Source organism: Alistipes sp. UBA1686, assembly GCF_002320215.1.
Classification (GTDB): Bacteria; Bacteroidota; Bacteroidia; order Bacteroidales; family Rikenellaceae; genus Alistipes; species Alistipes onderdonkii.
Window position 1 is genome coordinate 296,386 of the sequence record NZ_DCKA01000016.1, and the last position, 22,382, is coordinate 318,767.

The following is a 22,382-nucleotide window of genomic DNA, read 5'->3' on the forward strand; positions in this document are numbered from 1 at the left end:
TTTTATTTTACCAGTTCTTTCTGTATCTGTTCGAGCGATTTGTCCTTGGTCTCGGGGAGCTTTATCGCAAAGATAAGGCTGCCGAGGGCAATAAGCGCGAAAAATCCGAAGATATAGGTGCCGCCGACCGAAAGGAAGACGGGGAAGAACCACGACAGCAGCGCCGACCACACCCAGTGGGTCATGCTGCCCAGCACCTGCCCCTTGGCACGCACCGAATTGGGGAAGACCTCGGAAATAACCACCCAGATCGTAGCGCCCAGCGACACGGCGAAGAAGGCGATGTAGCCCATCAGGCAGACGAGCATGTAGTAACCTTCGAAGCGTTCGAGCCAGAACCCGCGCGCCACGAGCACCAGCGAGACGAACATCCCCACGGCACCTACGCCGATGAGCTTCTTCCGCCCCACCTTGTCGATGAGGAACATGCCCAGCATGGTGAACGTGAGGTTGGTGATGCCGATCACGATCGACTGCATCATCGCCCCCTCGCGGAAGACGCCCGACATCTCGAACAGGCGCGGCGCATAGTAGAGGATGGCGTTGATCCCCGTGAGCTGGTTGAACGTCGAGATGAGGAACGCCAGCAGGATGGGGATGAAATATTTTTTCCGGAAAAGCCGCTCGCCCGTATCGCCCGCCCCGGCGAGCGAGGCGCGGATCTCGGCCATTTCGGCTTCGACATTCTCGCGCGTGGTGCGTTCGAGTACACGGCGCGCCTCGGCGTCACGGCTGCGGATAAGCAGCCAGCGGGGGCTTTCGGGCACGGTCATCAGCAACAGGCCGAAGGCCAGTGCCGGGACGGCCTCGATGCCCAGCATCCACTGCCAGTCGTGGGGAATCCCCACGATCCAGTAATTGGTCAGGTAGGCGATGACGATACCCAGCACGATGTTGAACTGGAAGAAGGCCACGAAACGCCCGCGCCAGTGCGACGGGGAGATCTCGGCGATATACATCGGCCCCACGACCGACGAGGCGCCGACGGCCAGTCCGCCCAGGAAGCGGAAGAACATGAACGAATACCAGTTGACGATCACGGCACTGCCCACGGCCGAGATCAGGTAGAGCCACGCGATCACCTTCAGCGAGCGCAGGCGCCCGTAGCGTTCGGCTGGGCCGCCGCAGACCAGGGCGCCGACGATGGTGCCGATAAGCGCCGTGGCGATCGTGAAGCCGTGCGCGAAGTCCGAGAGCGCATAGATCCCCTGGATCGCCTTTTCGGCACCGGAGATCACGGCCGTGTCGAAGCCGAACAAAAGGCCGCCGAGCGAAGCGACGAAGGCGACATAAAACATGAAGCCTTTAACGGATGTTTTCATATCAGGTCGGATTAGTTGGTTTTCAGTTTCGGTTCACGCCGGTTCAGAGGCCGAATTCGATCCGGTTGATCACATGGTTCTGGTAACATTCGTCCAGTTCGACGAAATAGCCGCTCCAGCCCCAGACGCGCACGATCAGGTTGCGGTGCCGCTCGGGATGCACCTTGGCGTCGAGCAGCTTTTCGCGGCTGACGGTATTGAGCTGCAACTGGTGGCCGCCCAGGGCGATGTAGGTCTTGACGAGCATGCCCAGTTTGCGGACGCTCTCCTCGTTGTTGAAGACCGACTGGTCGAACTCGAGGGTCAGCGGCCCGCCGTTGACCACATCCTCCAGACGCGGTTTGGTGAAGGATTTGATGACCGATACGGGCCCGCGCTGGTCGATGAACAGGCTCGGCGAATAGTTGGCGGGGATCATCTCCCCGGCACTGCGGCCGTCGGGCGTGGCACCGAGGCCTGCGGCATGGAAAACATAGTACATGGCCGTACCGGTGCCGGCGCGGTAGATGCCGCCCCGCTCGTTGCGGCGCCCTTCGAGCGCACGTGCGAACGAAGCGAGCAGGTCGCAGGCGATGGAGTCGGCATAGTCGTCGTCCTGCCCCATCTTGGGAGCCTCCCGCCGCAGCAGGCGTTGTAATTCGGGTGCGCCGCGGAAGTCGTCCTCCAGCGCCGAGAGCAGCGTCGGGGCGTCGAAACGGCGCTCCTCGAAGTAAAATTTGCGCAGCGCCGCCAGCGAGTCGGCCGCCGTGGCAATGCCCGTGCCGTGCAGGCCGTAGTTGTTGTAGCGCGAGCCGAGCGAAATGTCCTGCGCCCGTTCTATGGTGCCGTCCATCAACAGCGACATCATCGGTGCGGGGACGATGTAGAGGTTGCGGTGCTTGCGGCAGATGGCGTCGGCCTTTTCGACGATCTTCCGCTCGACCAGGCCGTAAAACGCCGCGTAGTCGGGACATGCCGCCAATTCGGGCAACACCTCGCGCACGCAGCCGATGAGCGACACGGCGTCGATGTTGGGGATGTCCATCGCATGGTTGGGGATGATGAACTCCCAGCAGGCGGCCACGACATAATTGCGGGCGTCCTGCTCCGAATAGCCTTTCTTCATGAGCCCCGGGACGATCACGTCGTCGTTGCTGTACTGCGGGAATCCCAGCCCCTTGCGGGTGAGCTGCGACCCCAGGAAGAAGATTTCGTCGGGCGTATCCGCGTCGACGCGGATGTTGATCTTGGGGTCGATCAGCTCCAGTTCGCAGCTGGCCCGCAGGCACATCTCCGAGAGGCGGTTGAAAAGGTAGTCGCCGTTTGCGGCGCGGCCGCCCAGCACCATGCTCTGGCCGTTGTCGCCCTGCTGCATACCGGGATAGAGGTCGCTGTCCTTGTTGCATGCGAGGAAGAACTCTTCCACCAGGTCGAACGCCTCCTCCTCGGTCAGCACACCGCTGTCGATGTCATGGCGGAAATAGGGGTACATGTACTGGTCGAAACGCCCCAGCGTATTGTGGTAATTGCCGGCCTCCCAGATCGCGAAATGGAGGATGCGCAGCAGTTGCAGCGCCTCGCGCAGCGACCGGGCGCCGCGCGTACGCACGGCCTCGAGCACTTGGGCCGTATCCGCCTGCCCCGCTTCGCGGGCATGGGCGGCGTAACGCCCCGTAAGCTCCTGCACGGCCTCGATGCAGAGCGCCACCGACCCCAGGAAGATACGCTGTTCCTGGTCGAGCGAATCGTCCGCCAGGCGGGAAGCGATTTCGGTCTTCCGGGCATCGAGCCCGAGGCGGATGGTGGTTTCGTAGTCGGGCGATATGTTGCAGACCGTCCCGCGCTCGTGGATGTAGTGCGACGCCTTGATCCCGTCCCACTCCTGCGGGGTGAAGATTTCGGGCACTTCGGTAACGGTGCGGGTGAATACGATCTTTTCGCCCGGCAAGATCACGGGCTGTTCGGCACGCATCAGGGCTGCGAGCATCTCCGCCGAGCGCCTCACGGGCGGCATTCCGGCCGCTGCAAACCCGATATTGAGGTTGTCCAGCCCGAGCCGGGCCGGGGTACGGCGCAGGACATGGTGCTCTTTGCGGAGGATATAGCCGCGCAGGTTTTCGATTCTGGGATTCATTGTATGAGTGTTTTAAGATTGTAGTCGCTGAAAACGTCGTGGACACGGGGCTCCGCCCCGGTATCGAAACCGGGGGCATACGTCCGGCCGATCATGGCGTACTTCGCCCCGGCGGTCTTGTGGTAGCGCAGGATCTCGACCCGCTCCAGCCCCGGGGCATCCTTGATCAGCAGGCAGGTCTGCAACATGTTCTCCCGCGTATCGTTCACCCCGGGGATCAGCGGGATGCGGACGACGAACGGCCGGCCCGAAGTGCACAGCCATGCCAGATTGCGCAGGATGGGGGCATTGTCCACCCCCGTCCAGCGGCGATGCTGCACCGGGTCGGCGTGCTTCACGTCGAACAGCACCAGATCGGCGTGCCCCGCCACCCGGCGGAAAACATCCGGCGCGGCATAGCCGCTCGTCTCGACGGCCGTATGCACCCCCGCGGCCTGCAACGCGGCAAGCACCTCTGCCGCAAATGCGGCCTGCAGGAGCGGCTCGCCGCCCGTGAGCGTCACACCGCCGCGGTTCATGGCGTATACCGCCTTGTTGCGCAGCAGTTTGCCAGCCAGCTCCCCCGAGCAGATCGCGTACCCGCACATCGTGCGGCCGTCGCGGCGATCCATATACTGCGGCTCGGGGGAAATGCCCTCGGGATTGTGGCACCAGGCACAGCGAAGCGGGCACCCTTTCAGGAAAACGGTGGTGCGGATACCCGGCCCGTCGTGTATGGCGAACTCCTCGATGCTGAAAACAATCCCTTTCTCCATTGCGCTGTACGATCTTTCGGGCAAATATAAACAAAATTTCGTCATACTGGTACGAACTGGTATGTTTTTTTTTATTTTTCGTACCGGTTCGTACCGATATTACCCGATTTTATGTATATTTGCACGACATTGCGTGTGCAAAGCCATGAAAAACAACGAATCGAAATACAAACAGGTCGTCAACTTCGTCATCGACGGCATCGCCGAAGGGAAGCTCCAGAAGGGGGACTGGATACCCTCGATCAACGAATTCCGCGAGAATTACCGTCTCTCGCGCGACACCGTGTTCGCCGGGCTGAGCGAACTCAAATCGCGCGGCATCATCGCCTCGACGCCCGGCGTGGGCTACTACATCGCCTCGGCGCGAATCCCCTCGGAACAGAATATTTTCCTGCTCTTCAACGAATTCAACGAATTCAAGGAAGACCTCTACAACTCGTTCATGGAGCACGTCGGCAAAGGCGTAAGCGTAGACCTCTATTTCCACAACTACAACCGCAGGGTCTTCGACGCGCTGGTGACCGACGCCAACGGCAAATACACCACCTATATCATCATGCCGGGCAAGTTCACCGGCATCGGGCCGCTGCTCGAAAGCCTCTCGGGGCGGGTGTTCCTGCTCGACCACTTCCACCCCGAACTGCTGGGCAGGTATTCGTCCGTGGCGCAAAACTTCGAAAAGGACACCTACGAGGCGCTCTGCCACGGGCTGCGGCATATCCGCAAATACGAACGGCTGCTGATGGTGCAGCACGAAAAAAAGGAGCCGCAGGAGCGCTACGACGGACTGGTGCGCTTCTGTGCGGAACACGGGTTCGGGCACGAATACCTCGCCTCGATCCGCGACCGCGAAATCCGCGAAGGCGACCTGTTCATCCTCGTCAGCGACCGCGATCTGGTGACGCTGCTCAAGCAGGCCGAGCGGCAGCAGATGACGGCCGGCCGCGAATTCGGCATCATTTCGTACAACGACACGCCGCTCAAGGAGATCCTCGCGGGCGGGATCACCACCCTCTCGACCGACTTCCGCCAGATGGGGCTGACGCTGGCGCAGCTGATCTTCCAGAAAGGCATCCGCAACATCGAGAACCCCTGGATGCTCAACATCCGGCGCTCCCTGTAAAACGGCAGCAGGCCGCGATTCCGCCCTCCCTGCGGGCGGAGCAGCGGCCTGACGGGCTGACGAGCTTACAGACTAATGAGCCGGCGGACAGACAGACAGACAGACAGACAGACAGACAGACAGACAGACAGACGAACCAAAGGGCTGACGGGCGGGCAAACTGGCAGACCGAAGGACTGGCGGGCCGGCGGACTGATGAGTTGACAGACGGACAAACCGATGGATTGGCAGATTGACAGCCGGGGAAACGGCTCCGGCATACGCCCCGAAAACAAACATCCCGAACTACGAATGTCCGGGATGTTTTTATTTCTTCGCCTTGCGCAACTCTTTCGCCCTGCGCTGCGCCTCCTGCGCTTCGGCCCGCTGTTCCAGCACCTCCTTGCGGGATCGGAACTTTTCCCGCCCCGACAAGACCCGCTCTTCATAACGCCGCTGTCTGAGCCTTCCCAACCAGTCGGGCGCCAGCACGACCGAGACATACCCGATCGCCTGTCCCGCGCAGTAACACCCGACCTGCGCCCACAAATTCCCCTCGAACGCCCCGACGGGCAGCACCCGGTATTCCAACCAGGGAAACAGGGCGAACATCACCAGCAGCATGGCTGCATCGAGCCGTTCGTTGCGCGACCACCCGAGCCTGCGCCACCCTAAGAGGAGAGCCAGCAGGTTGATGCACAGCATGGAGGGAATAAGCATCCGGGGCGTAAGCAGCGACACCCCGGGACGGAACAGGATGACATAAAGGCCCGGCACGGCGGGCAAGACAAGCTGTGCGGCAAACAGCCCTATTTTCATTCGTTCGGTTTTCATAGAGATACGGAGATCGGGGCACCCTCCGATACGGCCCATCGAATATAGGAAAAAATCCCGGACGGTGCAAATCGCCGTCCGGCTTTTCGTCCGGCAAAGCGAAACAAAATCCCGGCGATTCGCTCGCCGGGATCTGCCTCTGTCCGGCAGGCTCCAAGTCACCGGATACCGGACATACCTGTCCCTCAGGAAGGGATTTGCGGAACGGATCCTGAATTCCCGACGGAACAGGGAACCTCCTCCGCGGGAAGCCTACCCTAACTTCATGACATCGTCGATGCCCATGTCCTTATAGGTGGTTGCCAGCTCCTCGCTGCGGTCGGAAATGACCAGCAGCTTGTCGCCCAGCTTGAGTTCCGTCTTACCCTGCGGCACGAAATACTCACCGTCGCGGCAGACCATCATCACCAGCGTATTCTCGGGGAGGGTGATGTCCTTGAGCGTATGCCCGCTTTCGAGCATCGTCTCGTTGACCTCGACCTCCGTAAGCGCCGACTTCATGTCCTGGTGCATGTCGACGCTGAAGGCCGACTCGCGCTCCTCATAGGCCAGCCCCAGCAGGTTGGCCATGCCGCTCACCGTAGTGCCCTGCACCAGCAGCGAAATGATCGTCCCCAGGAAAACCACGTTGAACAGCAGCCCGGCATTCTCTACATGCGCCATCAGCGGATAGATGGCGAAGAGGATAGGCACGGCGCCGCGCAACCCGACCCACGACACGTAAAGCCGCGCCTTGGTCGTAAACTTGCGGAACGGGAGCAGGCAGGTGAAGACCGTCAGCGGACGCGCCACAAGGATCATGAACGCCCCGACCAGCCCGCCGAGGATCAGCACCCGGGGTTCGAGCAGTTCGTTGCTGTTCACGAACAGGCCCAGCGTGAGGAACATCACGATCTGCATGAGCCACGTGAACCCGTCGAAGAAAACCGTCAGCGGCCGTTTCTGCTGGAGCTTGTGGTTACCGATAACCAGACCCGAAAGGTAGACGGCCAGGTAGCCGTTGCCCTTGATCAGGTCGGTGAAGGCGAACGAGAAGAAGATGAATGCGAGCAGGAGCACCGAGTAGAGCGAATGGTTGACCAGGTTGATGCGGTTGATCGTCCATACGGCCAGCCGCCCGATCAGGTACCCGGACAGGGCGCCCACGACCATCTGCACCACGAAAAAGACTACGCTCATGCCCAGGCCGACGCCGGACGAGGTATTCGACACGACGCTGATGAGCAGGATGGTCATCATGTATGCCATCGGATCGTTCGAACCGCTCTCCAGCTCCAGCAGCGGGCGCAGGTTTTGCTTGAGCCCCTGTTTCTTGCTTCGCAGGATGGAGAAAACCGACGCCGAGTCGGTCGAGGACATCGTGGAGGCCAGCAGCAGTGCCAGCGCGAACGGTATTTCGATCCCCAGCCACGGAGCCACCAGCCACACGAAACCGGCCAGCACGAACGCCGTCATGACCACGCCGACCGTAGCCAGTACGACGCCCGGGCCGATGATGGGTTTTATCTCCGAGAACTTCGTGTCCATACCGCCCGTGAAGAGGATAATACACAAGGCGATCATCCCCACGAACTGGGTCATCTCGACCGAACGGTACGAGATGAAATTCAAACCGAACAACATGCCCACCCCGAGGAACAGCAACAGCGCGGGGGCCCCGAAACGATACGCGACCTTACCGGCCATCACCGCCACGAAGAGCAGCAACGCGCCTACCAATACTACGTTTTCACCACTGATGTCTATCATTCTTCTCCGTTTATGTTACATTATGCTTTATCTACTATGTTCAGCCTGGTCAGGGGCTTGTACTCCAGGTCGGCGTACTCGAACGCCTGCATGGCTGCAAAACGGTTGTCGGGCGTACGGTAGAGGGCCACCGTGAGCGCCGGGACATTCGCGCGTGCCAGGCCGAGCAGCCGGTCTACGGCGCCGTTCTCCACCGACTGCACCACATCGGCACGGACGCCCCGGTCGAAGTAGAGCTCCTCGAAAACGAGGTAGCAATGCTTGTCCTTGTGGAAGGGCACGCCCCCCGAGCCGAAGAGCTGGATCGCAGCCATGACCATCCCCGAGAGGATCAGCAGCCCGCCGATGAAAACGATCGCCGAACGCATGTTGTTCGTGAGCTCCGCCCCGTACATATTGTTCACTACCACCAACGCAACGCCGGCGATGAACAGCACGGCAGCGCGCAACTGGGACTTACGGCGTTTTACCACAACGCCCCCGGGCAAGGCGTACATCGCCTCGCAAATTTTATTCCTATCCATATCTTTTTCATTATTAATCGTTTGTATTTCCTTTGTAAATCGGTAAAATACAACACGCTAAATAATGAGCCGGCGCAGCCGGTAGACGTAGTAGTCTATGGCATGCAGGCCGACGGACAGGTCAGAAGATTTGAATTCCGAGGTTACTTTCACGACACCCGCCTCGAACCGGTTCGCCGCAAAACGGTCGGCATTCTGGCCGGTTCCGGATCCGCCGCGCTGGGAAACGGGCACGACCGGGGCAGGAGATACTTCCCCCGCCACGCGGGGTAAATTCAGGTCGGCATTGTACTCGCGCTCGCAACGCCATTGGTCGCGGGACACGCGGTCGACCGAAATCGTGACGGCGGCATGCTCCGCAACGGACGCAGGAATCCCCCTGCCGCCCGTTTCGTAGAACAGGCAACACAGCAAGCCCGACAATATGATCGCGATTTTACGCATGCCTGAATTTCGATCGGCAACAAAGATAAAAAAAATCCGGCAAACATCACGCCTCTGCGGGGCAAAAAGAACTTATTGGGGGATAAAAATATACGTAATCGTCCCTTGCTGGCGTGCCGGGGCGGAGTCGTCGATGTTGAAACGCGACCTGCGGGCCGAACCGAGCGCCGAAGAGCGCATGCACTCGTCCCCGCCTTCGACCACCCGGGCGTTCGTCACGTCGCCCGCACGGTTGACCGTAATCTCGACCACCACTTCGCCGCCGCCTTCGCATTTGTAGGCCGGGACGGCCAGGTAGCGGGACGTCCGCACCGGGTCGGTCAGCGAAAAGGAAACCGTGACGCGCCCCTTGACCTTGCGATCCTGGTGCTCGGAATCCTCCCCGGCGCCGCGGCGCTGGCGGATGGCGCGCTCCTCGGCGAGCCCCTGTTCGTAAGCCTCGCGGTTGGCACGCATGCGCTCCTCGGCCGCAGCTGCGGCATCGTTGAGCGCCGCGGCATTGGTACCGCGGTCGTCCCTGAGCTTTTCGTTCAGCGCGTTTTCGTTCGAAACCTGGTTCTGGATGCTCCGCCAGTCGATCGGGTCTTTCTCCTGCCGTTCGCGCGCCAGCCGTTCCAGCCTGTCGCGCTCCTGTTCCAGCTCGGCCAGCGTCTGCAGGTCGATATACATCCCCTGGGTATGGGGCTTGCGGCCGACGACGATCTTCGACGAAACGAAGGCGATCATCAGCACCAGGTAGGCGATGAGCGTCACGCACAACCCGATGCGGTGGTCGTACGTCCACGAACCGGCATCCTGCTTCCGTTTCTCGAAAGGCAGGCGCAGGCGGGGGCGTTTGACTCGTTTTTCCGGTTCCGGCGTCGGCATGGCGTGTTTCCTGTTTTTTCCGCACAAAAATACTGTTTTTTTCCGAAATATCCACCCCCGCCCGCGGCGATGTCGCAATAAACCCCTACTTTTTATAATAACCGCATAGGTACTTTTTATTAAGAAAAAATTTTTATCTTTGCGCGTAAATAATCGGAAACACTGCTTATGTCAACAAAACAACAAACGCTGAAGGCCCCGATCTCATTCTCCGGCAAGGGGCTCCACACGGGCGTCAAGGTAACCATGACCGTCAATCCCGCCGAAGTCGACACGGGGATCGTATTCCGCCGCACCGACCTCGAAGGGCAACCCATAATACCCGCACTCTGCGACTACGTCGTAGACACTTCGCGCGGCACGACCATCGAATCGGGCGGCCACCGCGTAAGCACCATCGAACACATCATGTCGGCGCTCTGGACGCTGGGCGTGGACAACGCCGTCATCGACATCGACGCCCCCGAGACCCCCATCATGGACGGTTCGGCCTGCGCCTATGCCAAGGCCATCACCGAAGCGGGCGTCGTCGACCAGGACGCCGAACGCAAATTCTACCACGTGACCGAAAAGATGGTCTATACGATCCCCGAGAAGGGCGTGGCCATCATCCTCTACCCCGACGACGAGTTTTCCGTCTCGGTACACGTGGACTACAACTCGAAGGTCATCGGCAACCAGTACGCCACTTTCAACCCGGGCGACAACTACGCCGAGAAAATCTCGCCCTGCCGCACATTCGTCTTCCTGCACGAACTGGAGCCGCTCATCAAAATGAACCTCATCAAGGGCGGCGACCTGGACAACGCCATCGTCGTGGTCGAAAACCCCGTCCCGGCCGACCAGCTGGAGCACCTGAAAAAGATCTTCGACAAGCCCGACATCGAGATCAAGGCGGGCTACCTCAACAACCTCGAACTGCGCTGCAACAACGAACTGGCGCGCCACAAGCTGCTCGACCTGCTGGGCGACTTCGCACTGCTGGGCGTCCGCATCAAAGGCCGCGTCTGGGCCACCCGCCCCGGGCATTTCGCCAACACCGAGTTCATGAAGCAGCTCAAGCACACCATCCGCCGGGCCGGCGAAAAACCCCGTTTCCAGTACGACTGCCGCAAGCCGCCGCTCCACGACATCAACGACATCCGCCACATGCTGCCCCACCGTCCGCCGTTCCTGCTGGTCGACCGCATCTTCCACCGCGACGCGACGGACGTGGCCGGTATCAAGAACGTCACGATGAACGAACCCTTCTTCGTGGGGCATTTCCCCGAAGAGCCCGTCATGCCGGGCGTGCTGATCGTCGAGGCGATGGCCCAGTGCAGCGGCATCCTGGTGCTGGGCGACGTGCCCGACCCAGAGAACTACTCGACCTACTTCATGAAGATCGACGGCGTGAAATTCAAGCGCAAGGTCGTCCCCGGCGACACGCTCCAGTTCGAAATCCACCTCATGGAGCCCATCCGCCGCGGCGTGGCCGTCGTGGAGGCGAAGGCCTTCGTAGGCGAAACCCTCGCATGCGAAGCCGTCCTGATGGCCCAGGTCGTTAAAAACAAAAACAACAAGTAAGCGATGATCAGCAATCTGGCATACATCCATCCCGACGCCAAAATCGGGAACAATGTTACGGTGGAACCGTTCGCCTATATCGCCGGCGACGTCGTGATCGGCGACGGCTGCTGGATCGGGCCCGGCGCCGTGATCCACGACGGGGCGCGCATCGGCAAAGGATGCAGGATACATACCGCAGCCTCCGTCTCCTGCCTGCCGCAGGATTTGAAATTCGCTGGCGAGGTCACGACGGCCGAGATCGGCGACTACAACGACATCCGCGAGTATGTGACTATCAGCCGCGGCACGGCGTCACGCGGCAAGACGGTCGTGGGCGACCACAACCTGCTCATGGCCTACGTCCACATTGCCCACGACGATGTGGTCGGCAGCAACTGCGTCATCGCCAACCGCGTGTCGCTGGCCGGCGAGGTCGAGATCGGCGACTGGGTGGTGATCGGCGGCCATGCCGCCATACACCAGTGGACGCGCATCGGCGACCACGCCATGATCCAGGGCGGGGCGCTGCTGGGGCAGGACGCCCCTCCGTTCGTCATCGTACGCAACGACACGATGCGTTTCGCGGGCATCAACAAGATCGGACTCTCGCGCCGCGGCTTCACCTCCGAGCGCATCGGCGAGATCCACGACGCCTGCCGCATCCTCTTCCAGAGCGGCCTGAACTACATGTCGGGGTGCGAGGAGGTCGAGAAGCAGGTACCCCAAAGCAAGGAACGCGACGAGCTGGTGAAATTCATCCGCGAATCGAAGCGCGGCATCATCAAGCCCTATGAAAGCGTATCGAAAGAGGAGTAAAATTTCCGTATAAATATTGGTATATTAGAAATTTTCACTATATTTGCAATGTCGAAAGACAAAGCAAGTGGTAAGGGGACGGGGAGTCCCCTTATTTTATACATATTTACGACCGGTATTCAGCTATGATCGACACAAAAAAGATAATCGAGGCGGCGGAGCGCAACCTGCAGGGGACGGACATGTACGTCGTGGGATGCACCTGCACGCCCGGCAACGATATCGAGCTGCTCATCGACAGCGACACCTCGGTGGCCATCGACGCCTGCGTCAGGCTCAGCCGCTCGATCGAGGAGGAATTGGATCGCGACGAGGAGGATTTCTCGCTGACGGTGGCTTCGGCCGGCATCGGGTCGGAGCTCAAGTGCCTGCGCCAGTACCGCAAGCTGGTCGGCAGCACGGTCGAGATGCTGCTCACCTCGGGCATCAAGGTGCTGGCGAAACTCGACGCGGCCGACGACCAGGGCATCACCCTCTCCTACGAGGAGAAGCAGGCCGTCGAAGGCAAAAAACGCAAGCAACTGGTGACGGTGACGCGCCGTTACGGCTTCGGCGAAATCAAGTCCGCGCGGGAGTGGCTGGATTTCAAATAGGCACTCGCGCCGGACACCCCCGGACAAACGGCGGGGAGCCGCAGGCAAAAACAAGCATAAACTGAAAACAAGATAAACGACACAATGGACAATCTCAATCTTATCAGCAACTTTGCCGAGTTCAAAGAGCTGAAGAACATCGACAAGAGCACGATGATCGGTGTGCTGGAGGACGTTTTCCGCCACGCACTGCAGAAACAGTACGAGACGGACGAGAATTTCGACGTCATCATCAACCCCGAGAAGGGCGACCTCGAAATCTGGCGCAACCGCACCGTCGTCGAGGACGGCGCAGTCGAGAATCCCAATACGCAGATCGCCGTGTCGGAGGTCAAGGCCATCGACCCGACCTACGAGATCGGCGACGAATATGCCGACGAGATCAAACTCGCCTCGTTCGGCCGCCGCACCGTGTTGTCGCTGCGCCAAAACCTGGCATCGCGCATCCTCGACCTGGAGAAGGCCAGCCTCTACGAGAAGTATTCGGAGAAGGTCGGCGAGATTGTCACCGGCGAAGTTTACCAGGTGTGGAAAAAGGAGGTGCTGATCCTCGACGACGAGGAGAACGAACTGATCCTGCCCAAGGCGGAGCAGATTCCCAACGACTTCTACCGCAAGGGCGATACCATCAAGGCCATCGTCAAGTCGGTCGAGATGAACAATAACCAGCCGCGTATCATCCTTTCGCGCACGGCCAACCAGTTCCTCGAACGCCTCTTCGAGCAGGAGGTTCCCGAGATCTTCGACGGGCTGATCACCATCAAGAAGATCGTCCGCATCCCGGGCGAGCGCGCCAAAGTCGCCGTGGAGTCCTACGACGAACGCATCGACCCGGTAGGCGCATGCGTAGGCATGAAGGGTTCGCGCATCTACTCGATCGTCAAGGAGCTGCGCAACGAAAACATCGACGTGGTGAACTACACGGCCAACCCGTCGCTGATGATCCAGCGTGCGCTGAATCCCGCCAAGATTTCGAGCATCACCATCGACGAGGAGAAAATGACCGCTTCGGTCTACCTCAAGCCCGACCAGGTGTCGCTGGCCATCGGCAAGGGCGGCCTGAACATCCGCCTCTCGAAGATGCTCACGGGGTATGACATCGACGTATACCGCGAGGTCGAAGAAGAGGACGTGGCCCTCACCGAATTCGCCGACGAGATCGACGGATGGATCATCGACGCCCTGAAGAACGTCGGCTGCGACACGGCCAAGAGCGTGCTGGAACTGCCCGTAGAGGAGATCGCCGCGCGTGCCGACCTGGAGCTGGAACAGGCACAGAAGGTCGTCGAAATCCTGAAGGCCGAATTTGAAGAGTAACATAAGCAAGAAAGGAAAACACAAGATATGGGTAACGAAAGAAAATTAAGGCTCATTCAGGTTGCAAAGGAGTTCAAGGTGGGACTGAATACCATCACGGACTTCCTGCAGAAGAAGGGCATCAAGAGCGACGGGTCGCCCAATACGCTGGTCGACGCGGAGACTTATGCCGTCCTGGAGAAGGAGTTCGGGGCGAACCGCGCCGCAGGCAATGCACGCGAGTCGATCCGCGAGCGTATCTCCCTGAAGCAGACGACCATCACCCTCGAAGAAGCTAAGAAGCAGGAGCGCGAGGAGGAAAAAGAGGTGGTCATCAAAAGCAACGTAATCAGCGTCAAGGACGAAATCCAGCAGCCGAAGTTCCTCGGCAAGATCGACCTGTCGCCCAAACCCAAGGCTGCCCCCGCCCCGAAGGCAGAAGCTGAAAAACCCGCCGCACAGCATCCTGCGGCACCCGCTGCACCGGCACCTGCCCAGGCGCCCAAAGCTGCCGCACAGCCCGCACCTGCCCCCGCACCCGCAGTACCGGAAGCCCGTCCGGCACAACCAGCCCCGGCTACACAGGCAAGCCACGCCGCACCGGCCACGCCGGCGCCCGCAGCACAAGCTGCTCCCGCTGAACCTGCAAAACCCGCAGCACCGGCCACGCCGGCATCCGCAGCGCAGGCTCCCGGACAACCGGAGACCAAACCCGCAGAAGCTCCGGCACCCGCGCCGGAACCGGCCGCACCCAAGGACAACATCTTCCGTCCGGAGACCGTGACCCTCACCGGGCCGCAGGTACTCGGTACGATGGACGTGTCGGGATTCGTGGCCGGCGGCAAGCACAAGCGCAAGCGCCTGCAAAAGGAGAAAGTCGACGTCAGCAAGGCCCCGAAGGGCAATGCGCAGGGCGGCGGCAACAAGCAGGGTGGACAAGGGGGCCAGGGCGGCCAGAACCGTCCCGGACAGGGCGGGCAAAACCGTCCCGGTGCCCAGAACCAGCCCAAACCGGGCGAAGGCCGTCGCAACAAAAACAAAGGCAAGGCCGCACCCAAGCCGATCGTACGCCCCGAAGTGAGCGACGAGGAGGTTTCGAAGCAGGTAAAGGACACCCTGGCACGCCTGACGGCCAAGGGTGCCAAAAGCAAGAGTGCCAAATACCGCAAGGATAAACGCGACGCCGTTGCCGAGCGTATGAACGAAGAGTTCGAACGCGAGGAACAGGAACGCTCGACCCTCAAAGTCACGGAGTTCGTGACCGTGAGCGAGTTGGCGACGATGATGAACGTGTCGCCCACGCAGGTCATCACGGCCTGCATGAACCTGGGACTGATGGTCTCCATCAACCAGCGCCTCGACGCCGAAGCGCTCGTCGTGGTCGCCGAGGAGTTCGGCTACAAGGTCGAATTCGTCTCGGTCGAGATCCAGGAGGCCATCAACGACGAGGGCGAAGACAAGGAGGAAGACCTCGTGCCGCGTCCGCCGATCGTCACGGTCATGGGACACGTCGACCACGGTAAGACCTCGCTGCTGGACAACATCCGCAAAACCAACGTCATCGAAGGCGAGGCCGGGGGTATCACGCAGCACATCGGTGCGTACAGTGTCGAGCTCAACGGCCAGAAGATCACGTTCCTCGATACGCCGGGCCACGAAGCCTTCACGGCCATGCGTGCCCGCGGTGCCGCCGTAACGGATGTTGCGATCATCATCGTGGCGGCCGACGACAGCGTCATGCCGCAGACGATCGAGGCCATCAACCATGCGCAGGCCGCAGGCGTGCCGATGGTCTTCGCCATCAACAAGATCGACAAGCCCAATGCCAACCCCGACCACATCAAGGAGCAGCTCTCGCAGATGAACTATCTGGTGGAGTCGTGGGGCGGTAAATACCAGGATCAGGAAGTTTCGGCCAAGAAGGGCCTTAACCTCGACAAACTGCTCGAAAAGGTGCTGCTCGAAGCCGAGATGCTCGACCTGAAGGCCAACCCCAACAAGAAGGCGCAGGGCACGGTCATCGAATCGACGCTCGACAAGGGCCGCGGGTACGTCTCGACGATCCTCGTGCAGAGCGGTACGCTCCACGTGGGCGACGTGATCCTGTCGGGCACCTACACGGGCCGCGTGAAGGCCATGTTCAACGAGAACGGCAAGAAGGTCGATTCCGCCGGCCCCTCGACGCCGGTACAGGTGCTGGGACTGAACGGCGCACCGCAGGCCGGCGATACGTTCAACGTGATGGAGGACGACCGCTCGGCACGCGAAATCGCCAACAAACGCGAGCAGTTGCAGCGCATGCAGGGCATCATGACCCAGAAGCACGTGACGCTCGACGAAATCGGCCGCCGTATCGCCATCGGATCGTTCAAGGAGCTCAACATCATCGTCAAGGGCGACGTAGACGGCTCGATCGAGGCCATGTCGGGCTCGCTCATCAAGCTCTCGAAGGAGACCGTGCAGGTCAACGTCATCCACGCCGCCGTGGGACAGATCTCGGAGTCGGACGTGCTGCTGGCCGCCGCTTCGAACGCCATCATCGTCGGCTTCCAGGTACGCCCGTCGGCCTCGGCGCGCAAGCTGGCCGAGAAGGAGGAGATCGAAATCCGCCTCTACTCGATCATCTACGACGCGATCAACGACATCAAGGATGCCATCGAGGGCATGCTCGAGCCCGTGATGAAGGAGGAGATCGTCGCTTCGGTCGAGGTACTGGAGATCTTCAAGATATCGAAGGTCGGCACCGTGGCCGGCTGTATCGTCCGCGAAGGCAAGCTCCAGCGCAACACCCCGATCCGCGTCATCCGCGACGGTATCGTGATCTACACCGGCAAGCTGGGTTCGCTCAAGCGCTTCAAGGACGACGTCAAGGAGGTTACGGCCGGCCAGGACTGCGGCCTGAACATCGAATCGTTCAACGATATCCGTGTCGGCGACATCGTCGAGGGATACGAACAGGTCGAGGTGAAACGCAAATAGCAACGCCATGCTGAAACGTCTGACCGTTTTGCTGTTGTCGCTCTGCACGCTGTGCGGAGCGGCATCGGCCATGCAACCCGGGGAGGGTACCACCGCAAAGGAACAGAAGGCGCTGCAAAAAGCCCAGAAAAAGAAACTCCGCCGGGAAGCGCGGCATTTCGAATCCCTGCGCAATGAAGCCGTCGAGAAATTCGCCCGCGGGCACCAGCCCTCGGAGATCAGTACCCCCTCGTTCGTAAACGACTTCCGCATTTCGAACGTCATCTGCGCCGGGGACAACATCACGGGCAACATGATGCTCCGTTTCGACATCACACCCCTCTACGGGGGGTTCCGCCTCTATATGGGCGGCGAGCGCAACGGCACGGCCGCCTATGCCAAAGGCGCGGCCTATCCTTCGTCCGACCACTACGGCCGGGTCTACACGATGCGCGGAGGACAACCCGAACACGTCGTCGTCATGTTCTACAACATTGCCCCGGGTATCGACACGCTCGATCGCGTGGACATCAGCATGGGCCTTGCCCTGAATACGCTGAACATCATCACGATGCGTAACGTACCGATTTTCTGGACTTACACAGACAAGGCCATCAGGAACTTTGTCCGCGAAAAATCGGCGAAAGGAAACGCTAACCAAAACCAAAATACAAACTTAAAGTAAAAATGACTACCCAGATCAAATTTACGACCGCCGAAGAGGCCGTCAAGGTTATCAAATCGGGCGACCACATCCACCTGAGCTCCGTGGCTTCGGCCCCCCAATGCCTGATCAACGCCATGTGCGCACGCGGCGAGGCCGGCGAACTGAAGGATGTCCACATCCACCACCTGCACACCGAAGGCCCGGCACCCTATGCCGACGAGAAGTTCGAAGGCGTATTCCAACTCGATTCGTTCTTCGTGGGCGGCAACGTCCGCAAAGTCACCCAGAGCGGCTATGCCGACTATATTCCGATTTTCCTGAGCGAGACGCAGCGCCTCTACCGCTGCGGCGCAGTACCCTGCAATGTGGCGATGATCCAGGTGTCGACGCCCGACAAGCACGGCTTCGTATCGCTCGGCACGTCGGTCGATGCAACGCTGGCCGCCGTGGAGACCGCCGAGCACGTGATCGCCGTCGTAAACAAATATGTCCCCCGCGCATTCGGGCAGGCCATGATCCACTCCTCGAAGATCGACATCTTCGTACAGGATGACAAACCGCTGATGGAGGCGCACTTCACGCAGCCGAACGCCACCGAAGAAGCCATCGGCAAACACTGCGCCGCCCTGATCGAGGACGGTGCGACACTCCAGATGGGCATCGGCGCCATCCCGAACGCCGTACTGGCGCAGCTGGGCAACCACAAGAACCTGGGTATCCACACCGAAATGTTCGCCGACGGCGTACTCCCGCTCGTGGAGAGCGGCGTCATCAACGGCGAAGCCAAGAACATCGACAAGGGCAAGATGGTATCGACGTTCCTGATGGGTTCGCAGCGCGTCTACGACTTCATCGACGACAACCCTGCCGTGCTGATGATGGACGTGGGCTACACGAACGACCCCTATATCATTTCGAAGAACGACCGCGTAACGGCCATCAATTCGGCGCTGCAGGTCGACATTACCGGCCAGGTATGCGCGGACTCGCTGGGCACGAAGTTCTATTCGGGCGTCGGCGGCCAGATCGACTTCGTATACGGCGCATCGCTGTCGAAGGGCGGCAAGGCCATCATCGCCATGCCTTCGGTGACCAACAAGGGCATCTCGAAGATCGCCCCCGTACTGTCGCCCGGCGCAGGCGTCGTCACGACGCGCAACCACATCCACTGGTTCGTAACCGAGCACGGGGCTGTAGATCTCTACGGCAAGACGCTGCAGGAGCGTGCCCGCCTGATCATCTCCATAGCCGACCCGTCGGCACAGGAGGAACTCGACCGTGCCGCCTTCGAGCGTTTCGGCCAGCACCACCACTACGTGAAGGGTTACATGAAAAAGTAATTTTTTTCACATCCGAAAGGCGCCCGCTGTAATTGTGGGCGCTTTTTTTGTATCTTTACCCACACAAAAACGCCCGGCCATGAAAAAATATATGTTTTTCCTGCTGCTCGTCTTCCTGACAGGCTGCGCCGCGTCCCGCAAGCCCCATGTCCCCGCAACACCCGACGGAAAACAATACGTCGTAATCCTTTCGATGGACGCCTTCCGCTGGGATCTCGCCGGCCGCAGCCATACGCCGACACTCGACTCGCTCGCCCGGGCGGGAACCTATGCCGAAATTTATCCGGTCTACCCCTCCAATACCTTCCCGAGCCACTACGCCATGGCGACGGGGCTGCATCCCGACCACCACGGGGTCGTGAACAATAACTTCTACGACCGGAAGGCCGGGCGCAAGCTCTCCGTGTTCGACGCGGAGGATGTCCGGCTGCCGGGGTTCTGGAGCGGCGAACCGATCTGGAACACGGCGGAAAGACAGGGCCTCACGGCCAACATCTTCATGTGGCCGGGCAGCGAAGTCCCGATCGACGGACACCAAGCGACCGTCTGGACTCCCTATTCGTCGAAACCGACCTACTACCAACGCGCCGATTGGGTGATCGAAGCCATGACGCGCCCCGAAGCCGAGATCCCGGAGCTGGTAATGTGGTATTTCGAAGAGCCCGACGCCACGATGCACACCTACGGCCCAGATTCACCGCAGGCAGTCGCCCAGGCCGAACACATCGACTCCGTTCTCCGCTATTTTTTCCGTGAGATACGGCGCTCGCCCGTCTTCGAGCGAATCAATTTCATCGTAACGGCCGACCATGGCATGGCCGCGCTTTCGCCGGAGCGGTACATCAACCTCATGCCGCTGCTCGACACTACGCAGGTCATACGTACCGTACCTGGCACCCCGTTCGGGCTGGAGGTGAAAGAGGAGTATGCCGACACGGCGATCAGGATACTCCGCAGGACGGGGCACATGAAGGCCTGGCGGCGCGAGCAGATGCCCCGGCGTTTCCATTACGGCACCCACCCTACCCGCCTGACGAACATCATCGTCATCCCCGAGACCGGATGGACGCTCGACTACGCGGCCGAAACACGCCCCGTCCGCAAACGCGGCACACACGGCTTCGACAACCGCGACCGCGACATGCACATGGTCTTCTACGCCTCGGGCCCCGCATTCCGCAAGGGCTACCGGCAAGGCTCGTTCCAGAACCAGAACATGTACCTCATCCTGTGCAGGCTGCTGGGCATCGAGCCCGCACCCAACGACGGGGAGTGGAAAGATGTAAAACGCATGTTCCGGAACAAATAAAAAATATTTTTCTATATTTGTGACAATACGCGACCGCCAATGAAAGTCAGCACTCCCAAAAGCAGACAGGATCTGCATATCAAAAGACGTGACCGGGTACTCGAGGTAGGCCCCGGCAATCGCCCCTCCTTCCGTGCGAACGTCCTCGTGGAGAAATTCCTCGGCGACGATACCCATCGCTGCGGCGGCCTGCGCATATTCCCCCACCAGCAGCTGGTCAACGCTGCGGCCGAAGCCCTGCCTTTTGCAGACAAGGAATTCGACTACGTGATCTGCAACCAGGTACTCGAACACAGCGACGACCCGGCGCAGTTCCTGCGCGAAGTAATGCGGGTCGGCAAGGCCGGCTACATCGAGACCCCGAGCCTGCTCGGCGAATGGCTTTTCCCCAAGAAATCGCACCGCTGGGTCGTGCTCAACATCGGCGACAAACTGGTTCTTTACGACAAGCGGCGCGTACCCGGCAACTACGCCAACGATTACGGAGAACTGTTCCTGAACTATCTGCCCTACCAGTCGCTCCCCTACAAACTGCTGCCCTTCTCCGAAGGGGAGTTGATGCACGTACGCTACGAGTGGAAAGACGATATCGATTTCCTGATAAACCCCACGGACGAATATTACAGCAAGTTCTTCCTGAAGAAATGGGATCGAGAAATGGTCTGCACACTCTTTCCTCCCCGCGGATTCGCGACGGAACTGGGGCGCACGCTCCGCGCCGCAGCCCACGTCATAGGCGACAAACTGCGCCGGTCACAGGGACGCCGTCCCCTCTCGCTGGAAGAATACAAAGCCCTCCATCCCGGAGAATTCAAATAACCCGGGAGTGTAAAAACCCGCCCGCCCAGGTGATTCCGGGGCATATAACAATATTAACGACAAAAAACATCCGCCAATTCCGGATGTTTTTCGTATATTTGTATGTGCAATCCCAAATTCCAAAGCCTATGAGAAATTAACGCGCGAATTTTACCTTTTTCACAAGAACAGTTCTGCCGTCCACGCACTAAAAGCGCCGGCGAATACATATAAAAAGCGTTAGCTTTGTACCTTGCTTTCTGAAAATCTGGAAAATTTTAAGAGCAACCAAGGAATGAAGTTTGACGCTCACGTTTCCAACGTGGGCTTCATTCTGTATTTGGTTGCACAGGTTATTCCAGAGCCTCAGAGAGCAAATCAGAGTTTTGTCCCACGTTTTTTATATCTCCACACCCCACAACTCCCACTTAACTATGCCGAGGGACAGGCATCCTGATAATTGTTATGAACAACTATCTCCTGCTGATCGGCATCAGTTGCGTACCTGCCGTAACGGGCATGTGCATCACGCTGCCGCTCTGGCGTCTGAGGCACCTGCGCAACCAAGCGATCCATACGCTCGGGCTGACCGTTCTTTTCCTGACCCTGGCAAGTTGCCTGCTGCCGGTAATCACGGGTGAAAATTCGGGTACCGGATTTGCGGCAATCGCCCTGAGCTGCATAAACTTTTTCCTATTCCGGCACTACGAACGTCTGCTCTACACCATGCGCTGCCCGGGTTGCCGCCACGCGACACTCCGCGTCCGCGCGGTAACCCGCCGCACTTACCGGCTCCACTGCAAACGGTGCGGACTCTACACCGACTGGCATGAATAACCGACTGTATGAGTAATTGTTATATCAGACGCCCAGTGAGCGCTTTTACCGAAGGATCCGCCAGGGGAGTTGGCGAAATACCGGGGCTATTGTTTTGATAAAACCGGATGATCCGGTAATACCGGTGCACACAGGGATAATTGCAAATTGAACAGGGGGGGGGCGATCGACAATGCCCCCGCAATCAAAACGCCTCCAACAGCAAAGGGCAAAAAGCGGCATCTGCAGGTACAACGCGCCCCGTATCCGGATCGGCCGGATTGCCCTTTCGGGAAGATCTTCGGATCTTCCCGATCTTTTTTGCTGCCATAGCGGCCAATCCGTTACGTATGATTTGTTTTTCCGGCAACTGTAACGCGGGAGCTCGGAAAGGGGCATAAAAAAAGGTCAGATCTAATGATCTGACCTTGAAGAGGCGGCTACCTACTCTCCCACGGGAAAACCGCAGTACCATCGGCGTTAGTGAGCTTAACTTCTCTGTTCGGAATGGGAAGAGGTGGAACCTCACTG

The 22,382-nt window shown here is 59.7% G+C and carries 18 protein-coding genes, 1 rRNA gene and 1 pseudogene; 11 read left to right on the top strand and 9 right to left on the bottom strand.

What is annotated here, in order from left to right; translation table 11 throughout:
- Window positions 1–2: 2 nt before the first annotated feature.
- The 3 genes and pseudogenes from B3C38_RS07885 to B3C38_RS07895 all read right to left on the bottom strand — a co-directional run.
- Window positions 3–1,337 (bottom strand): annotated as a pseudogene (locus B3C38_RS07885) (sugar porter family MFS transporter); the annotation flags it as partial.
- Between the two features lie 28 nt (window positions 1,338–1,365).
- Window positions 1,366–3,435, bottom strand: a complete 2,070-nt coding sequence (locus B3C38_RS07890; protein WP_286726558.1) for a pyruvate formate lyase family protein — start codon at window positions 3,433–3,435, stop codon at window positions 1,366–1,368.
- Window positions 3,432–4,190: a radical SAM protein gene (locus B3C38_RS07895; protein ID WP_022331785.1), complete on the bottom strand. Its 759-nt coding sequence runs from the start codon at window positions 4,188–4,190 to the stop codon at window positions 3,432–3,434. The genes B3C38_RS07890 and B3C38_RS07895 overlap by 4 nt, the downstream gene beginning before the upstream one ends.
- Window positions 4,191–4,335: 145 nt before the next feature.
- Between B3C38_RS07895 and B3C38_RS07900 the strand changes: the two genes are divergently transcribed.
- Complete coding sequence (locus B3C38_RS07900) at window positions 4,336–5,313, top strand: GntR family transcriptional regulator (RefSeq protein ID WP_286726560.1); 978 nt, start codon at window positions 4,336–4,338, stop codon at window positions 5,311–5,313.
- Between the two features lie 306 nt (window positions 5,314–5,619).
- On the opposite strand, the gene B3C38_RS07905 is transcribed toward B3C38_RS07900, so the two are convergent.
- The 5 genes from B3C38_RS07905 to B3C38_RS07925 all read right to left on the bottom strand — a co-directional run bounded on the left by B3C38_RS07905 (window position 5,620) and on the right by B3C38_RS07925 (window position 9,710).
- The gene (locus B3C38_RS07905; protein ID WP_286726562.1) at window positions 5,620–6,126 is read right to left on the bottom strand and encodes a hypothetical protein; all 507 of its coding nucleotides are present in this window, start codon (window positions 6,124–6,126) and stop codon (window positions 5,620–5,622) included.
- 252 nt (window positions 6,127–6,378) lie between these two features.
- Complete coding sequence (locus tag B3C38_RS07910) at window positions 6,379–7,875, bottom strand: potassium/proton antiporter (RefSeq protein WP_237958359.1); 1,497 nt, start codon at window positions 7,873–7,875, stop codon at window positions 6,379–6,381.
- A 20-nt stretch (window positions 7,876–7,895) separates the two neighbouring features.
- Window positions 7,896–8,399 (bottom strand): hypothetical protein, encoded by a 504-nt coding sequence (locus B3C38_RS07915; protein WP_286726565.1) that lies wholly within the window; start codon window positions 8,397–8,399, stop codon window positions 7,896–7,898.
- A 57-nt stretch (window positions 8,400–8,456) separates the two neighbouring features.
- Window positions 8,457–8,843 (bottom strand): hypothetical protein, encoded by a 387-nt coding sequence (locus B3C38_RS07920; RefSeq protein ID WP_286726566.1) that lies wholly within the window; start codon window positions 8,841–8,843, stop codon window positions 8,457–8,459.
- Between the two features lie 72 nt (window positions 8,844–8,915).
- Entirely contained in the window at window positions 8,916–9,710 is a 795-nt protein-coding gene (locus tag B3C38_RS07925) for a TonB family protein (RefSeq protein WP_018696796.1), read from the bottom strand.
- 168 nt (window positions 9,711–9,878) lie between these two features.
- Here B3C38_RS07925 and B3C38_RS07930 point away from each other — a divergent pair, with 168 nt between their 5' ends.
- From B3C38_RS07930 to B3C38_RS07975, 10 genes are all read left to right on the top strand, one after another.
- On the top strand, window positions 9,879–11,276 hold the full coding sequence (locus B3C38_RS07930) for a bifunctional UDP-3-O-[3-hydroxymyristoyl] N-acetylglucosamine deacetylase/3-hydroxyacyl-ACP dehydratase (protein ID WP_286726569.1): 1,398 nt from the start codon (window positions 9,879–9,881) through the stop codon (window positions 11,274–11,276).
- 3 nt (window positions 11,277–11,279) lie between these two features.
- On the top strand, window positions 11,280–12,074 hold the full coding sequence (gene lpxA, locus B3C38_RS07935; RefSeq protein ID WP_286726570.1) for an acyl-ACP--UDP-N-acetylglucosamine O-acyltransferase: 795 nt from the start codon (window positions 11,280–11,282) through the stop codon (window positions 12,072–12,074).
- A gap of 125 nt (window positions 12,075–12,199) precedes the next feature.
- Window positions 12,200–12,667 (top strand): ribosome assembly cofactor RimP, encoded by a 468-nt coding sequence (rimP, locus tag B3C38_RS07940; protein ID WP_286726572.1) that lies wholly within the window; start codon window positions 12,200–12,202, stop codon window positions 12,665–12,667.
- Between the two features lie 84 nt (window positions 12,668–12,751).
- Window positions 12,752–13,984, top strand: coding sequence for a transcription termination factor NusA (gene nusA, locus B3C38_RS07945; protein ID WP_032134262.1), 1,233 nt, complete (start codon window positions 12,752–12,754; stop codon window positions 13,982–13,984).
- 27 nt (window positions 13,985–14,011) lie between these two features.
- On the top strand, window positions 14,012–16,942 hold the full coding sequence (infB, locus tag B3C38_RS07950; protein WP_286726574.1) for a translation initiation factor IF-2: 2,931 nt from the start codon (window positions 14,012–14,014) through the stop codon (window positions 16,940–16,942).
- A 7-nt stretch (window positions 16,943–16,949) separates the two neighbouring features.
- Window positions 16,950–17,606, top strand: a complete 657-nt coding sequence (locus B3C38_RS07955) for a hypothetical protein (RefSeq protein WP_286726575.1) — start codon at window positions 16,950–16,952, stop codon at window positions 17,604–17,606.
- 2 nt (window positions 17,607–17,608) lie between these two features.
- Window positions 17,609–18,928, top strand: coding sequence for an acetyl-CoA hydrolase/transferase family protein (locus tag B3C38_RS07960; RefSeq protein ID WP_286726576.1), 1,320 nt, complete (start codon window positions 17,609–17,611; stop codon window positions 18,926–18,928).
- 79 nt (window positions 18,929–19,007) lie between these two features.
- The gene (locus B3C38_RS07965; RefSeq protein WP_286726577.1) at window positions 19,008–20,237 is read left to right on the top strand and encodes an ectonucleotide pyrophosphatase/phosphodiesterase; all 1,230 of its coding nucleotides are present in this window, start codon (window positions 19,008–19,010) and stop codon (window positions 20,235–20,237) included.
- Window positions 20,238–20,276: 39 nt separating this feature from the next.
- Complete coding sequence (locus B3C38_RS07970) at window positions 20,277–21,056, top strand: class I SAM-dependent methyltransferase (RefSeq protein ID WP_022332597.1); 780 nt, start codon at window positions 20,277–20,279, stop codon at window positions 21,054–21,056.
- A 444-nt stretch (window positions 21,057–21,500) separates the two neighbouring features.
- Window positions 21,501–21,872 carry a hypothetical protein gene (locus B3C38_RS07975; RefSeq protein WP_022332596.1) on the top strand — a complete coding sequence of 124 codons (372 nt, stop codon included), beginning with the start codon at window positions 21,501–21,503 and terminating at the stop codon, window positions 21,870–21,872.
- Window positions 21,873–22,282: 410 nt separating this feature from the next.
- Here B3C38_RS07975 and rrf read toward each other — a convergent pair.
- A 5S ribosomal RNA gene (gene rrf / locus B3C38_RS07980) occupies window positions 22,283–22,382 on the bottom strand; the annotation flags it as partial.

Coding starts and splice junctions, on each gene's coding strand:
- B3C38_RS07890 (WP_286726558.1), bottom strand. CDS start 3,435: ATGAATCCCAGAATCGAAAACCTGCGCGGCTATATCCTCCGCAAAGAG.
- B3C38_RS07895 (WP_022331785.1), bottom strand. CDS start 4,190: ATGGAGAAAGGGATTGTTTTCAGCATCGAGGAGTTCGCCATACACGAC.
- B3C38_RS07900 (WP_286726560.1), top strand. CDS start 4,336: ATGAAAAACAACGAATCGAAATACAAACAGGTCGTCAACTTCGTCATC.
- B3C38_RS07905 (WP_286726562.1), bottom strand. CDS start 6,126: ATGAAAACCGAACGAATGAAAATAGGGCTGTTTGCCGCACAGCTTGTC.
- B3C38_RS07910 (WP_237958359.1), bottom strand. CDS start 7,875: ATGATAGACATCAGTGGTGAAAACGTAGTATTGGTAGGCGCGTTGCTG.
- B3C38_RS07915 (WP_286726565.1), bottom strand. CDS start 8,399: ATGGATAGGAATAAAATTTGCGAGGCGATGTACGCCTTGCCCGGGGGC.
- B3C38_RS07920 (WP_286726566.1), bottom strand. CDS start 8,843: ATGCGTAAAATCGCGATCATATTGTCGGGCTTGCTGTGTTGCCTGTTC.
- B3C38_RS07925 (WP_018696796.1), bottom strand. CDS start 9,710: ATGCCGACGCCGGAACCGGAAAAACGAGTCAAACGCCCCCGCCTGCGC.
- B3C38_RS07930 (WP_286726569.1), top strand. CDS start 9,879: ATGTCAACAAAACAACAAACGCTGAAGGCCCCGATCTCATTCTCCGGC.
- lpxA (WP_286726570.1), top strand. CDS start 11,280: ATGATCAGCAATCTGGCATACATCCATCCCGACGCCAAAATCGGGAAC.
- rimP (WP_286726572.1), top strand. CDS start 12,200: ATGATCGACACAAAAAAGATAATCGAGGCGGCGGAGCGCAACCTGCAG.
- nusA (WP_032134262.1), top strand. CDS start 12,752: ATGGACAATCTCAATCTTATCAGCAACTTTGCCGAGTTCAAAGAGCTG.
- infB (WP_286726574.1), top strand. CDS start 14,012: ATGGGTAACGAAAGAAAATTAAGGCTCATTCAGGTTGCAAAGGAGTTC.
- B3C38_RS07955 (WP_286726575.1), top strand. CDS start 16,950: ATGCTGAAACGTCTGACCGTTTTGCTGTTGTCGCTCTGCACGCTGTGC.
- B3C38_RS07960 (WP_286726576.1), top strand. CDS start 17,609: ATGACTACCCAGATCAAATTTACGACCGCCGAAGAGGCCGTCAAGGTT.
- B3C38_RS07965 (WP_286726577.1), top strand. CDS start 19,008: ATGAAAAAATATATGTTTTTCCTGCTGCTCGTCTTCCTGACAGGCTGC.
- B3C38_RS07970 (WP_022332597.1), top strand. CDS start 20,277: ATGAAAGTCAGCACTCCCAAAAGCAGACAGGATCTGCATATCAAAAGA.
- B3C38_RS07975 (WP_022332596.1), top strand. CDS start 21,501: ATGAACAACTATCTCCTGCTGATCGGCATCAGTTGCGTACCTGCCGTA.